This window comes from Variovorax atrisoli (assembly GCF_014195185.1).
Classification (GTDB): Bacteria; Pseudomonadota; Gammaproteobacteria; order Burkholderiales; family Burkholderiaceae_C; genus Variovorax; species Variovorax atrisoli.
In genome coordinates, this window is sequence record NZ_JACIBG010000005.1 from 24,866 (window position 1) to 37,651 (window position 12,786).

Annotated in this window: 13 protein-coding genes; 8 read left to right on the top strand and 5 right to left on the bottom strand. The window is 68.6% G+C overall.

Features of this window, described 5'->3' with window-relative positions:
* Nucleotides 1-17: 17 nt before the first annotated feature.
* Genes FHY06_RS17885 through FHY06_RS17900 form a run of 4 tightly spaced genes read right to left on the bottom strand, consistent with a single transcriptional unit; the run spans nucleotide 18 to nucleotide 3,700 of the window.
* Entirely contained in the window at nucleotides 18-833 is an 816-nt protein-coding gene (locus tag FHY06_RS17885; RefSeq protein ID WP_126183475.1) for an ABC transporter permease, read from the bottom strand.
* 10 nt (nucleotides 834-843) lie between these two features.
* A complete protein-coding gene (locus FHY06_RS17890) occupies nucleotides 844-1,611 on the bottom strand; it encodes an ABC transporter ATP-binding protein (protein ID WP_019653488.1) in 768 nt (255 codons plus the stop codon).
* On the bottom strand, nucleotides 1,608-2,579 hold the full coding sequence (locus FHY06_RS17895; RefSeq protein ID WP_184605935.1) for an ABC transporter substrate-binding protein: 972 nt from the start codon (nucleotides 2,577-2,579) through the stop codon (nucleotides 1,608-1,610). The genes FHY06_RS17890 and FHY06_RS17895 overlap by 4 nt, the downstream gene beginning before the upstream one ends.
* On the bottom strand, nucleotides 2,576-3,700 hold the full coding sequence (locus FHY06_RS17900; RefSeq protein ID WP_019653490.1) for an aryl-sulfate sulfotransferase: 1,125 nt from the start codon (nucleotides 3,698-3,700) through the stop codon (nucleotides 2,576-2,578). The genes FHY06_RS17895 and FHY06_RS17900 overlap by 4 nt, the downstream gene beginning before the upstream one ends.
* A 112-nt stretch (nucleotides 3,701-3,812) precedes the next feature.
* Here FHY06_RS17900 and FHY06_RS17905 point away from each other — a divergent pair, with 112 nt between their 5' ends.
* From FHY06_RS17905 to FHY06_RS17915, 3 genes are all read left to right on the top strand, one after another.
* Entirely contained in the window at nucleotides 3,813-4,766 is a 954-nt protein-coding gene (locus tag FHY06_RS17905) for a LysR family transcriptional regulator (protein ID WP_126183476.1), read from the top strand.
* A gap of 87 nt (nucleotides 4,767-4,853) precedes the next feature.
* Nucleotides 4,854-5,762, top strand: a complete 909-nt coding sequence (locus FHY06_RS17910; protein ID WP_132756000.1) for a DMT family transporter — start codon at nucleotides 4,854-4,856, stop codon at nucleotides 5,760-5,762.
* Nucleotides 5,759-6,709 (top strand): glutaminase, encoded by a 951-nt coding sequence (locus FHY06_RS17915; RefSeq protein ID WP_184605936.1) that lies wholly within the window; start codon nucleotides 5,759-5,761, stop codon nucleotides 6,707-6,709. The genes FHY06_RS17910 and FHY06_RS17915 overlap by 4 nt, the downstream gene beginning before the upstream one ends.
* Before the next feature lie 17 nt (nucleotides 6,710-6,726).
* Here FHY06_RS17915 and FHY06_RS17920 read toward each other — a convergent pair whose 3' ends face one another.
* Nucleotides 6,727-7,710, bottom strand: coding sequence for an NAD-dependent epimerase/dehydratase family protein (locus tag FHY06_RS17920; protein WP_184605937.1), 984 nt, complete (start codon nucleotides 7,708-7,710; stop codon nucleotides 6,727-6,729).
* A gap of 96 nt (nucleotides 7,711-7,806) precedes the next feature.
* On the opposite strand from FHY06_RS17920, the gene FHY06_RS17925 reads away from it, so the two are divergent.
* The 5 genes from FHY06_RS17925 to urtC all read left to right on the top strand — a co-directional run bounded on the left by FHY06_RS17925 (nucleotide 7,807) and on the right by urtC (nucleotide 12,775).
* Nucleotides 7,807-8,745, top strand: coding sequence for a LysR family transcriptional regulator (locus FHY06_RS17925; protein WP_132756006.1), 939 nt, complete (start codon nucleotides 7,807-7,809; stop codon nucleotides 8,743-8,745).
* Nucleotides 8,742-9,236: a hypothetical protein gene (locus FHY06_RS17930; protein WP_126183481.1), complete on the top strand. Its 495-nt coding sequence runs from the start codon at nucleotides 8,742-8,744 to the stop codon at nucleotides 9,234-9,236. Before FHY06_RS17925 ends, FHY06_RS17930 begins: the two co-directional genes overlap by 4 nt.
* 379 nt (nucleotides 9,237-9,615) lie before the next feature.
* Nucleotides 9,616-10,809 (top strand): urea ABC transporter substrate-binding protein, encoded by a 1,194-nt coding sequence (gene urtA / locus FHY06_RS17935; protein ID WP_145759395.1) that lies wholly within the window; start codon nucleotides 9,616-9,618, stop codon nucleotides 10,807-10,809.
* Between the two features lie 5 nt (nucleotides 10,810-10,814).
* A complete protein-coding gene (urtB, locus tag FHY06_RS17940; protein ID WP_126183483.1) occupies nucleotides 10,815-11,717 on the top strand; it encodes an urea ABC transporter permease subunit UrtB in 903 nt (300 codons plus the stop codon).
* Between the two features lie 2 nt (nucleotides 11,718-11,719).
* Nucleotides 11,720-12,775 (top strand): urea ABC transporter permease subunit UrtC, encoded by a 1,056-nt coding sequence (urtC, locus tag FHY06_RS17945; RefSeq protein WP_184605938.1) that lies wholly within the window; start codon nucleotides 11,720-11,722, stop codon nucleotides 12,773-12,775.
* The last annotated feature ends 11 nt before the right edge of the window (nucleotides 12,776-12,786 follow it).

Below are 12,786 nucleotides of genomic sequence, written 5' to 3' on the forward strand. Positions count from 1 at the left end.
AAAGGCGGCGAGGCTGGCTAGCTCCCCAGCGCCGATTCGTGCCAGTGCCGCAGCAGCAGCCGGCCGATCGCGCTCACCACCAGGAAGAAGAGAAAGCCCAGCAGCGTCGCCGCGATCACCTCGGCGAACAGCAGCGCGGTGTACATGCGCCCCTGCGCGAACACGATCTGCACGCCGAGCCCGCCTTCGGCATTGCCCGAGCCGATGATGAATTCGCCCACGATGGCGCCGATCACCGACAGCCCCGCCGAGATGCGCAGCCCCGCGAAGATGTGCGGCAGCGCGCCCGGCAGCCGCAGCTTCCAGAACGACACCAGCCCGCCCGCGCGGTGCAGCGCGAACAGCTCCGCGAGATTGCGCGAGGTGGAGCGCAGGCCCAGCATCGTGTTGTTGATGATCGGGAAGAGCGACATGATGAAGCTCACGATCACCACCGACAGCTCGTTGTAGCCGAACCAGAGCACGATGAGCGGCGCGATCGCCACCACCGGCACGGTCTGCAGCAGCACCGCGTACGGATACAGGCTGCGCTCCAGCAGCCGCGACTGCGCCAGCACCGCAGCGCCCGCGATGCCGACGACGATGGCCAGCGCGTAGCCCAGCAGCGCCTCCTTCAGCGTGGAGAGCGTCGCACCTGCGAGCGTTGCGGCGTTCTCCACGGTGGCGGCCGCGACCTCCTGCGGCGATGGCAGCAGGTAGCCCTTGCCCTGGTAGACGGTGGCGCTCAGCAGCCACCAGAAGCCGATGGCGAGCAGCGCGACCACCAGCACGGGGGCGGCGTTGCGTGCGAAGGCCAGGGCAGGCGAGGAAGAAGATGAGGAAGAACGCGTCATCGTCGTTTCCTCAGGCGACCGCCTGCGCATGATGCTGCGCGCGCAGCACCGCCGTCACCTGTCCGGTGAGCGCCGCGAAGTCCGCGCTGGCGCGCAGCTCGGGCGCACGCGGGAATGCGAAGGGCACGTCGATCACGTCGAGGATGCGTCCCGGCCGCGGCGACATCACCACCACCCGGTTCGAGAGATACACCGCCTCGTGCACGTTGTGCGTCACCAGCACGCCGGTGAAGCCGGCCTGCCGCCAGAGTGACGAGAGCTCCTCCTGCAGCACGTCGCGCGTGAGTTCGTCGACGGCCGCCAGAGGCTCGTCGAGCAGCAGCAGCCCGGGGCGCAGCGCGAGTGCGCGTGCCAGCGACAGCCGCATGCGCATGCCGCCCGAGAGCTGGTGCGGATACGACTTCTCGAAGCCCGCGAGCCCCACCAGCTTCAGTGCCTCGGCCGCGCGCGGGCGGTAGCTTTGGGGCGGGTGGCCTTCGAGCTCCATCAGCAGCTGCGCGTTGCGCTCCACGTTGCGCCAAGGCAGCAGCGCGGCCTCCTGGAACACGAAGGCGGTCTCGATGCCGTCGGGCCGCGTGCAGCGCCCGGTACTCGGCGCGACCAGCCCCGCCATGATGCGCAGCAGGGTCGACTTGCCGCAGCCCGAGGGCCCGACGATGGAGACGAACTCTCCCGGGCGCAGCGCGAAGTCGACCGTGTCGAGCGCCAGCAGCCCGCCATCCTTGCGCGTGTCGAAGCGCTTCGACACGCCCTCCAGCCCGACGGCCGCGCCGCTCATGGGTTGCAGCCCGGCACCAGCGTGCGGTCGTAGCCCTGCTTCGCGTCGAAGCCAGCGGGCAGGAAGCCGACGCTGCGCAACTGGCCCGCGAGTTCGCTCCAGCGCGCATCCGTCATGCAGCCGATGCGGCCGAGGTCGTGCGAGATCAGCGTCTCGATCATTTCCTTGTTGGCCGCGTCGTAGACCTCGGGCGTCATCTGCTTGTTCATGCCGGTGATGAGGGGCTTGAGCCCCTGCGGGTTGCGCACGTAGTTGGCCCAGCCCTTCTGCACCGCGGCGATGGTGGCCTTCACCAGCGCGGGGTTCTTGCGGATCATGTCGTCGGTGGTGAAGAGCACGTCGTAGGGCCGGTAGCCCAGCGAGGCCAGCGTGATCTGCTGCACCTGCACGCCGGCCGCGGCCATGCGCGCGGGCAGGAAGAGCGAGTAGCCCTGCTGCACCATCTTCGGATCGTTGCGGAACAGGCCGAGGTCGCCGCTCACCGGGATCTCGCGCGTGCCCGCAAGCTTGTACTGCTTCTTCGTCCACTCCCAGTAGGCATTGCCGATGTTCACCGCGAAGGTGCGGCCCTGCAGGTCGGCGATGGACTTCACGGCCGGGTCGGCGTGGTAGACCAGCGTGTAGGGCACGTAGTCGAGGTGTGCGAACACCGCGCGCACCGGCGCGCCGCGCAGGCGGGCCAGCAGCACGTCGTCGGCGTTGCCGATGCCGAACTCGGCCTGGCCCGAGGCCACCTGCGGGATGGTCTGGATCTTCGGGCCGCCCTGCAGCACGCTGATCTCGATGCCGGCTTCGCGGCCGAGCTTGTCCTGCTGGGCCTGCCAGTAGCCGGCCTGGTCGGGCTGGGCGAACCAGTTGCTGAGGATGCGCACCGGCTTGGGCGCGTCGGCGGCCTGCGCCGCGAAGGGCAGCACCGCGGCCAGCGCGAGCAGGAGGCGGCGAAGCGAGAAGGAAGAAAACGTCGTCATGCGGAAACCTTGAGCCAGGGAAGTTGCGCCGCGGTGTAGCGGAAGGTCTGGAACACGCTGTTCTGGCGGCCGGGCACGTACTTGCGCGCGGCCTCGTCAGGGTATTCGGCGAACCAGGGGATCACGTACTCCCACACCACCTCGCCGGCCGGCGTGACCTCGAACAGGCGCCCCGTGGCCGACTCGGTGACGTGCGTGTTGCCGTTGGGCAGGCGCTGCGCGCTGCCCATGTAGGCGGTGTAGAAGGCGTTGACCAGCTCGTCCGCGTACTGCCACACGACCTCGTTGGAGGCCGGGTCGATTTCGAGAACGCGCGAGAACGCCACATGCTTGCCGGTGCGGAAGTTGCCGTTGTCGAAAGCAAGAATGTTGCCGTTGTCCAGCGCGACGGGCGCATGCTGGTGCGACAGCACCGACGGCGGGATGTGCAGCTTCACGCCGCCGGTGGCGCGGTCGATGCCGACGATGCCCGAGGTCGTGCGCAGGCTCATGAGCACCAGCCCCTCGGCCGTCACGTCGAGCCCGTTCACCAGCGGCCAGTGGGTGCGGCCGAAGCCGGGGTGGATGGGGAAGTCTTCCGGCGCAAGATGCTCCCAGGCCTTCCATTCCCACACGAGCCTGCCGTCGCGGTCGACTTCGCGGATCACGTCGCCGTACATGGTTTCGTCCGGGCCGTGGGCGGTGCCGCCGGGCACCCGCTCGGCGAAGCCGGCCGGCACGGGCGCGCAGCCGGCGTACAGCAGGTGGCCGTTGGCCAGCCAGCGGGCGTCGTGGTGATGGGTCGGGTCCTGGAAGCGCCAGACGATCTCGCCCTCGGGCGTGGCCTCGTAGAAATCGCCGCCGTGCCACAGCGACCAGGCCGGGTAGATCTCGGGCGAATCGGCGTGGTTGCCGTTGTAGCCGAGGTTGCCGTTGGGAAGGATCACGGCCGCGCGGCCCGGGCGCACCGGCATCTTCCACTGGTGGACGACACGGCCTTCGATGTCGACCAGGTAGACGTTGCCGTCGTCGGTCTGCGGCGCGATCAGGGTGTAGCCGCCGGCGCTCAGCGCCGGGTCGTGGGCGATCAGGCCGGTGCCGCGGCGGCGCTGGGTGATCTGGTCGACGGTGGTGGTGGTCACGGGAACGAACCTCGGAATATTGGATGACGGTGCGAATCTAGGCCGCATCGCCCGTCAGGAAAATCTGTTTGTTTCGTACGGCGCGTATAGAAAATCCATACACTCCGCCACCATGCGCGCCATCTCCCAGACCTTCCGCTGTTTCGACGAAGTGGCCCGCCGCGGCTCGGTGCGCAAGGCGGCAGAAGCGCTGCACCTCACGGCCGCCGCGGTCCACCAGCAGGTGCTCAACCTCGAGGAGCAGGTGGGCACGCCCCTTTTCGACCGGCTGCCGCGCGGCATGCAGCTGACCACGGCCGGCGAGATCATGGTGGCCGCCGTGCGGCGCGGGCAGCGCGACTTCGACAACGCGCTGGCGCAGGTGGAAGACCTGCGCTCGCTGCGGCGCGGCCACATCAACCTGGCGGTGCCGCATTCCTCGGCCGAGCAGCTGGTGCCCGAGGTCATCGAGACGGCCATGAAGAACTACCCCGGCGTGACCTACGGCGTGCGCTCGGGCAGCGGCGAGAACATCCTGAAGTGGGTGGCCAACGGCGAATCGGACATCGGCTTCTGCCTGCGCCGCAAGCCGCCGCCGGGCGTGGAGGAGATCCGCAGCTTTCCGCAGCACCTGGGGCTGGTCACGCCGCCGGGCCACCCGCTGGCGGCGCTGGGGAAGCTGCCGCGGCTGCGCGACTGCCTGGACCACCCGCTGATCCTCATGACGCCCGACACCGAGCTGCGCGCCATGGTCGACCAGATCGACCACCGCGAGCACCGCAAGGTGCGCCCGCTGGTGGAAACCAGCTCGGTCGCGATGGTGCGGCGCCTCGTGGCGGGAGGCACCGGCATCGGCTTCCTCATTCCCGAGAACGTGGCCGAGGACGTGGAGCGCGGCACGCTGGTGTGGACCGGCCTGGCCGACGCGGGCGCGCGCTCGTTCAGCTGCCTCTACCAGCGCTCGGGCCAGACGACCTCGGTGGCCATGGGCATGTTCCTGCAGTTCCTGGAGGCCGCGCTGCAGGCCATCGGCCAGCGCTTCGAGCGGCAGGCGCCGCTGCCCGCGCTGGATGCATTTGCCCAGTGAGCCCACGCGGGTTGCCCGGACACGATACGATCATCGGATGAATTCGGCGGCCAACCGCCGCCACCCCGTTTCGAGCGACCGCCCCGAATGATCCAGCGCAAGACCCATCTCGACGGCCTCGCCGTCGGCCTTCTCATCGCCTGCTGCGCCTTCTGGGGCCTGCAGCAGATCCTCATCAAGACCACCGTGACCGAGGTACCGCCGATGTGGCAGGCTTCCATCCGCATGGTCGGCGCGACGGCGCTCCTGTGGCTGTGGTGCGTGTGGCGGCGCGTGCCGCTCTTCGAGCGCGACGGCACGCTGTGGCCGGGGCTTCTGGCCGGGCTGCTGTTCTCTGGCGAATTCGCTGGCATCTACCTGGGGCTGCAGCACACCAGCGCCTCGCGGCTCACGGTGTTCCTCTACACGGCGCCCTTCTGGGTCTCGCTGCTGCTGCCGCGCTGGGTGCCGGCCGAGCGGCTGCGCGGCTTCCAGTGGCTGGGGCTCTTCATCGCCTTCTCGGGCGTGGTGCTGGCCTTCAGCGAGGGCTTCGCCCACATGAGTTCGTCGCAGCTCATCGGCGACGGCATGGCGCTGGCGGCCGGCATGCTCTGGGGCCTGACCACGCTCACGCTGCGCACCACGCGCCTGGCCACGGCCAGCGCGGAGAAGACGCTGTTCTATCAGGTCGCCGTCACGGCGGCGGCGTGCCCGGTGCTCTCGCTGGTGCTGGGCGAGCACTGGGGCTTCTCGTATTCCGCCTGGGCCTGGACCTCCATCGGGCTGCAGACGGTGGTGGGCGCCTTCGCGAGTTATCTCGCGTGGATGTGGCTGCTGCGGCACTACCCGGCCACGCAGATGTCGTCCTTCACCTTCCTCACGCCGCTGTTCGCGCTGGTGTTCGGCGTGGCGCTGCTGAAGGAGCCGCTCACGGCGCAGCTGATCGTGGCGCTGGTCGGCGTGGCGCTGGGCATCGTGCTGGTCAACCGGCGGCCTGCGGTACAACGCAGCGCATGAGCAGCAGCAACACCGCCACCTGGTTCCAGCCCGTCCTCGACGAGATCGTCGCCACCCTGCGCCCACAGCTCGGCCAGGGCGGCAAGGTCGCCAGCTACATTCCGGCGCTCGCGCGCGTCGATGCGCGGCAGTTCGGCATCGCGCTGCGCACCTGCGAGGGCGAGGAAGCCGGCGCGGGCGACTTCGAGACGCCCTTCTCCATCCAGAGCGTATCGAAGCTCTTCACGCTCACGCTCGCCATGCAGCGCATGGGCGACGCGCTGTGGGAGCGCATCGGCCGCGAGCCCTCGGGCAACCCGTTCAACTCGCTGGTGCAACTGGAGAACGAACAGGGCAAGCCGCGCAACCCATTCATCAATGCAGGCGCCATCGCGGTCGCCGACCGGCTGGTGAGCCAGGCCAGGGCCGCGGGCGGCAGCGCCAAGGCCGACATCCTCGCGCTCATGTCGAGCCTGTGCGGCGAACCCGTCGCCTTCGACGACGAGGTGGCGCAGTCGGAGGCCGATACCGGCTTTCGCAACATCGCGCTGGCCAACTTCATGAAGAGCTTCGGCAAGATCGACAACGACGTCGAGACCGTGCTGGACGCCTACTTCCACCAGTGCGCGCTGCGCATGAGCTGCCGCCAGCTCGCGCGCGCCGCCGCCTTCCTGTGCCGCGACGGGGCGCATCCCCTCGACGGAGAGCCCGAGGTCACGGGCGAGCGGCAGACGCGCCGCATCAATGCGCTGATGCTCACCTGCGGCACCTACGACGCGGCGGGCGACGTGGCCTTCTCCATCGGCCTGCCCTGCAAGAGCGGCGTGGGCGGCGGCATCGTCGCGGTGGTGCCCGACAGGCTCACGCTGTGCGTGTGGTCGCCCGCGCTCGACGCCACCGGCAATTCGCTGCTGGGAATGAAGGCGCTCGAACTCTTCGTGGCGCGCACGGGGCTCTCGGTCTTCTGAGCCGTTGCCCCAGGCGATCAGGCGGCCGCTGCCACCGGTGCTGCAGCCAGGCAGCCCATGCCGTCGAGCGCCGTTTCCACGGCTTCCTCCAGCGGCGTGTGCGGCTCGCGGCCGAGGAAGGCCACCAGCTTCGCGTTGTCCATCGCCACCGGTGTGCGCCACAGGTAGCGCATCTCGCGCATTTCCCGGAAGGTGACGACGAAGGGCGAAGCCAGCGTCAGCAGCCACCACGGGAAGGCCGACACGCCGACCCTGGCACCGGTACGACGCGTCACCACCTTGCGGATGGCATCGCTCATGCGCGTGCCGTCCGCGTCCCAGTGGCCGGCCATGTGGAAGCGGGCGAAGGGCTCCAGCCGGTCGCGCCGCGCGAGCAGCTCGACCATGGTGCGCGCCACGTCGGGCAGGTACGACCAGTGGTGGCCGACGCCGGCGCTGCCGGGATAGCTCACGGCCCGCACGGGCTGCCCCGCCTTCACCAGCCCCTGCGAGAACCAGTTGTTGCCCGCCTTCGGGCCGAAGAAGTCGCCGGCACGCACGATCAGCACGCGCGCGCCCTGGCGGCTGGCCTCTTCCAGGCGCCGCTCCATCTCGACGCGGATCGCGCCCTTGCGGGTGAGCGGGCGCTGCGGCGAGTCCTCGGCCAGCAGCGGGAAGGCGTCGGGACCGAAGTTGTAGACCGTGCCCGGCAGCACGATGGTCGCGCCTTCGGCCTTGGCGGCGGCGATGGTGTTGTCGAGCATCGGCAGCACCAGCTGCGACCAGTTGCGGTAGCCCGGCGGGTTGACCGCATGCACGATGACCGAACAGCCACGGGCGGCGCGGCCTACCGCCTGTTCGTCCATGGCATCGCCGGCCAGCCAGGTGATGCCTTCGCGCTTTCCTTCCTGCGCGTCGCGCTTCAGCGCGCGCACCTGCCAGCCTGCATCGCGCAGCTGGCGGGCCACTTCGCCGCCGATGCCGCCCGTTGCGCCGAGAACCAGGACCGTGTCGTTTGCCATGGAATGCTCCAGAAGTTGTTGCCGATGGAAGAATTCTGGAACCGCGCCGGCTCCATTGGAATTGCCGAACATGAGGTATCGGCCATACATTTATGTATGACTTCGAACATCGGCTGGGAGCTCTACCGCACTTTCCTGAGCGTGCTGCGCGAGGGCTCGCTCTCGGGCGCGGCACGCGCCCTCGGCATCACCCAGCCCACGGTCGGGCGCCACGTGGCGGCGCTCGAGGAGGCGCTGGGCACCGTGCTCTTCACGCGTTCGCAGACGGGGCTGCTGCCCACCGAGGTGGCGCTGGCGCTGCGCACGCATGCGGAGGCCATGGAAAGCACGGCCGCCTCGCTGGAGCGCGCCGCCAGCAGCCAGGGCGAAGGCGTGCGCGGCGTGGTGCGCGTGTCGGCGAGCGAGGTCGTCTGCGCGGAAGTGCTGCCGACCATCGTCGCGAGGCTGCGCGAGACGCACCCTGCGCTGAAGGTCGAGCTGGTGTCGACCAACCGCGTGCAGGACCTGCTGCGGCGCGAGGCCGACATCGCCGTGCGCATGGTGCGCCCCAGGCAGGAGCAGCTGGTGGCGCGCCGCATCGGCAACATCGAGCTGGGCTTCCACGCGCATCGCGACTATCTCGCGCGCCATGGCACGCCGCGCAAGCTCGAAGAGCTGGCCGCCCACTCGCTGATCGGGTACGACCAGCCCACGGCCTTCGTGCGCAACGCGGGCAAGTCGCTCAAGGGCTTCACGCGCGACACCTTCTCTGTGCGCACCGACAGCGACCTCACGCAACTGGCGCTGATACGCGCCGGTGCCGGCATCGGCATCTGCCAGGTGGCGCTGGCCAGCCGAGAACCCGGGCTGGTCCGCCTGATGCCGCGCGCCTTCTCGCTGCAGCTCGACACCTGGGTCACGATGCACGAGGACCTGCGCGGCAGCCCGCGCTGCCGCGTCGCCTTCGATGCGCTGGCCGAAGGCCTCGCGCGCCACATCGGAGGCCCCGCTGCCGAGGCGAAAATGCCCCGCGCCAGAACGACAGCAACCGAATGACCGAACCGACCACAGACTCCGACACCCTCCCCCTGCAGGAAGACCGCCTCTGGCGCGACGACCGCTGGACCGCCCGCATCATCAAGAACGAGGAAGACGACGGCTGGGCCGTAGAGATGACCCGCCACGGCGACCCCGAGCCCGCCCTCGTCGGCCCCTGGACCATGGGCCGCGACAAGAAGAATCCCAAGCCGCTCGACGGCCCCGCCTTCTCCACGCTGGTGAAGACCGCCGCGGAAGTGATCCGCCGCCACGAGCAGCAGTTGCACGCCACGCTCAACAAGAGCGTGACCGTCACCGCGCGCGACGACCGGCGCGTGCGCGTGGCGCTTGCCATCGTTCCCGACGAGGACAACCCCACGGCCACGCTCACGGCCTACGACGACGCCGACGACAGCGAGCTCGCCAGCGTGAGCGTGTCGCCCGCCTTCAGGCTCACCGCCACCAGCGCCGGCGCGTGGATCGAGTCCGGCTACGCGCGCCCGCGCTGAGCGCGAATAACACATGCGCCGCGTTTTCGCCAATTAGCGAAACAGCGTATGTTCGCGCCGGGGTGAATTGAGAAGAATCCGCCCCAACGAGCAATCGTTACCAGTCATACGACACCCGCTGCCAATGCTGCCAGCGAGGCGTCGGGCAATAAAGCCCGAATCGGTTTAACCACCGGTTCGGGCTTTTTTGCTTTCTCGGCCGCAAGAGTGCTTTTTCGAAACGGATGCGCTGCATCCGGTGGCGGAGCCTTGCCCGGAGAAAAGCGCACTGGAAACGCAGCGTTCGTTTGCAGGGCCGCGCCGCGGGAGGAGACACCCGATGCGCGGTTCCGAAGGTCGGATCTTCCTGATGACTCGCACAACCACAAAGGAATTTGACATGACGAAGCTTTTCAACCGCCGCCAGATCGTGAAGACCGGCGGCTCGATGATGGTGCTGGGTGCCGCCGGCAGCGCGGCCGGCCTCGCCTCGGCACAGGACGGCGGCCCCGTGAAGCTGGGGCTGCTGCATTCGCTCTCGGGCACCATCGCCATCGCGGAGGCTTCGCTGGTCGATGCCGAGAAGCTCGCCATCGAGGAGATCAACGCGGCCGGCGGCGTGATGGGCCGGAAGATCGAGGCCGTGGTGGAAGACGGCGCCAGCGAGAACCCGGTGTTCGCCGAGAAGGCCCGCAAGCTGCTGGAGCGCGACAAGGTCGCGGCCATCATCGGCTGCTACACCTCGGCCTCGCGCAAGGCGCTGCTGCCGGTGCTCAACCAGGCCAAGGGCCTGCTGTTCTACCCGACCTACTACGAAGGCCAGGAACAGGACAAGCGCGTGTTCTATCCATCGCAGGAGGCCACGCAGTCGGTGATCGCGGCGGTCGAGTGGATGGCGCGCGAGAAGGGCAAGAGCTTCTTCCTCGTGGGCTCCGACTACATCTACCCGCGCACCTGCAACAAGATCGCCAAGCCGGCCATCACCAAGGCCGGCGGCAAGGTGCTCGGCGAAGAGTACGCGCCGCTGGGCCATACCGAGTTCTCGTCGATCATCAACAAGATCAAGGCCGCCAAGCCCGACTGCATCTACAGCACCGTGGTGGGCGGCTCGAACGTGGCCTTCTACAAGCAGCTGCGCGCGGCGGGCCTCGACGGCGCGAAGCAGGTGCTGCTGTCCACCGTGGTGTCGGAGAACGAGATCGACGGCATCGGCAAGGACAACGCTGCGGGCTACTACGCCTGCATGGGCTACTTCCAGAGCATCAAGTCGCCGGCCAACGAGAAGTTCGTGAAGGCCTTCAAGGCCAGGTACGGCCAGGACCGCGTGATCGGCGACCCGATGGAGGTGGCCTACAACAGCGTGTACCTCTGGAAGCTGGCGGTGGAGAAGGCGAAGTCCTTCGACGTCGACAAGGTCACGGCGGCCGCGGCCGGCGTGGAGATCGAGGCGCCCGAAGGCACGGTGCGCATCCACGCCACCAACCACCACGTATGGAAGAAGGTGCGCGTGGGCCGGGCACGGCCCGACGGCCAATTCGACATCGTGTGGGAATCGCCCCAGCTCGTCGAGCCCAACCCCTTCCCGAAGGTCTGAACGCGATGAACTTCGACATCGCGGTGATGCAGGTGTTCAACGGCGTGAGCCTGTTCACCATCCTGCTGCTGATGGCGATCGGGCTGGCCATCGTGTTCGGCCTGATGGGCGTCATCAACATGGCGCACGGCGAGCTGATGGCCCTGGGCGCCTACATGACCTACCTGGCCGCGCGCTTCTTCGAGCACTTCGCGCCGGGCTTGATGGACCTGTACCTGTTCGCCGCGATTCCGTTCGCGTTCGCCGTGACCTTCGCGTTCGGCTACGTGCTGGAGCGCGGCTTCATCCGCTTCTTCTACGACCGGCCGCTGGACACCCTGCTCGCCACCTGGGGCCTGAGCCTGATGCTGCAGCAGGCCTACCGCTCGATCTTCGGCGCGCAGGAGGTGAGCGTGCCGCTGGCCTCGTGGCTCGCGGGAGCGTGGGAGCCGACGGCGGGAATCCAGCTGCCGCTGAACCGCATCTTCATCGTCGGGCTCACGGCGCTGGTGGCGACCGGCGTCTACCTGCTGTTGTACCGCACGCCGTGGGGACTCAAGGTGCGCGCGGTGACGCAGAACCGTGCGATTGCCGGCGCGGTGGGCATCGACACGCACCGCGTCGACGCCATGACCTTCGCGCTGGGCTCCGGCCTCGCGGGCATCGCGGGCGCGGTGTTCACCATGATCGGCTCCACCAACCCGGGCACGGGGCAGCTCTACATCGTCGATTCGTTCATCGTGGTGGTGTTCGGCGGCGTGCAGAGCCTGGTGGGCACCGCTCTCTCGGGCTTCTCGATCGCGCAGTCGCAGACCTGGCTCGAGTACCTGATGAGCGGCTCGATGGCCAAGGCGACGATCCTGCTGCTGGTGATCGTGGTGCTGTACTTCCGGCCCAACGGGCTGTTCGCGATCCGTTCGAGGAGCTGAGCATGCTGTCGAAGCTCTCTTCTCGACGCAGGCGCGACATCGGCTCGACGGCCGCCGTGCTGGTGCTCCTGGCCCTCGTGCTGCCGCTCGCGCTCGACGCCTTCCGCCTGAACCTCGTGGGCAAGTACCTGGCCTTCGCATTCGTCGCGATCGGCGTGGTGCTGACCTGGGGCTACGGCGGCGTGCTGAGCCTGGGCCAGGGCATGTTCTTCGGCCTGGGGGGCTACATGATGGCCATGTTCCTCAAGCTCGAAGCCTCCGCGCCCGAGCTGCCGGACTTCATGGTGTGGAGCAGCGTGGAGCAGCTGCCCACGTGGTGGCAGCCCTTCCACTCGCTGGGCTGGACGGTGGCCGGCATCCTCGTGGTTCCGGCGGTGCTGGCGTACGTGTTCTCGTACGCGATCTTCAAGCGGCGCGTGAGCGGCGTGTACTTCGCGATCGTCACGCTGTCGCTGGCGCTCACGCTCACCGTGGTGGTCATCGGCCAGCAGGGCGACACCGGCGGCGCCAACGGCATCACCGACTTCCGCACGCTGCTGGGCCTTGACATCGCGAGCGACGACGCGAAGCGCACGATCTACTTCGCCGAGGTGCTGGCCATCGCGCTCGTGATGGCGCTGTCGCTCGTCATCGTGCGCAGCCGCTTCGGCAAGATCCTCATCGCCATCCGCGACCGCGAGGACCGCGTGCGCTTCAGCGGCTACAACACCGCGCACATGAAAGCCTTCGTGTTCGCGGTGGCCGCGGTGCTGTCGTCCATCGGCGGGGCCTTCTACAGCCTGCAGGTCGGGCTGATCGCGCCGGGCGTGATCGGCGTCGTGGCATCGGTGGAGATGGTGATCTACGCGGCGGTCGGCGGACGGCTGTCGATTCCGGGCGCGGTGATCGGCGCGCTGCTGATCGGCTTTCTCAAGTCGTACCTGTCGGAAACCTTTCCCGAGGGCTGGCTGTACTTCCTGGGTGCCGTGTTCATCCTCGTGGTCTGGGCCATGCCCGACGGCCTTGCCGGCCTGGGCGGGAAACTGCTGCGCGGGCGCGCTGCGGAGGCTGCGCCATGAACGCGGCGATG

Excerpts from the sequence above, each read along its gene's own strand:
- urtB (WP_126183483.1), top strand. The coding sequence starts at position 10,815 with ATGAACTTCGACATCGCGGTGATGCAGGTGTTCAACGGCGTGAGCCTG.
- FHY06_RS17930 (WP_126183481.1), top strand. The coding sequence starts at position 8,742 with ATGACCGAACCGACCACAGACTCCGACACCCTCCCCCTGCAGGAAGAC.
- FHY06_RS17885 (WP_126183475.1), bottom strand. The coding sequence starts at position 833 with ATGACGCGTTCTTCCTCATCTTCTTCCTCGCCTGCCCTGGCCTTCGCA.
- FHY06_RS17915 (WP_184605936.1), top strand. The coding sequence starts at position 5,759 with ATGAGCAGCAGCAACACCGCCACCTGGTTCCAGCCCGTCCTCGACGAG.
- urtC (WP_184605938.1), top strand. The coding sequence starts at position 11,720 with ATGCTGTCGAAGCTCTCTTCTCGACGCAGGCGCGACATCGGCTCGACG.
- FHY06_RS17905 (WP_126183476.1), top strand. The coding sequence starts at position 3,813 with ATGCGCGCCATCTCCCAGACCTTCCGCTGTTTCGACGAAGTGGCCCGC.
- FHY06_RS17895 (WP_184605935.1), bottom strand. The coding sequence starts at position 2,579 with ATGACGACGTTTTCTTCCTTCTCGCTTCGCCGCCTCCTGCTCGCGCTG.
- FHY06_RS17920 (WP_184605937.1), bottom strand. The coding sequence starts at position 7,710 with ATGGCAAACGACACGGTCCTGGTTCTCGGCGCAACGGGCGGCATCGGC.
- FHY06_RS17925 (WP_132756006.1), top strand. The coding sequence starts at position 7,807 with ATGACTTCGAACATCGGCTGGGAGCTCTACCGCACTTTCCTGAGCGTG.
- FHY06_RS17910 (WP_132756000.1), top strand. The coding sequence starts at position 4,854 with ATGATCCAGCGCAAGACCCATCTCGACGGCCTCGCCGTCGGCCTTCTC.
- urtA (WP_145759395.1), top strand. The coding sequence starts at position 9,616 with ATGACGAAGCTTTTCAACCGCCGCCAGATCGTGAAGACCGGCGGCTCG.
- FHY06_RS17890 (WP_019653488.1), bottom strand. The coding sequence starts at position 1,611 with ATGAGCGGCGCGGCCGTCGGGCTGGAGGGCGTGTCGAAGCGCTTCGAC.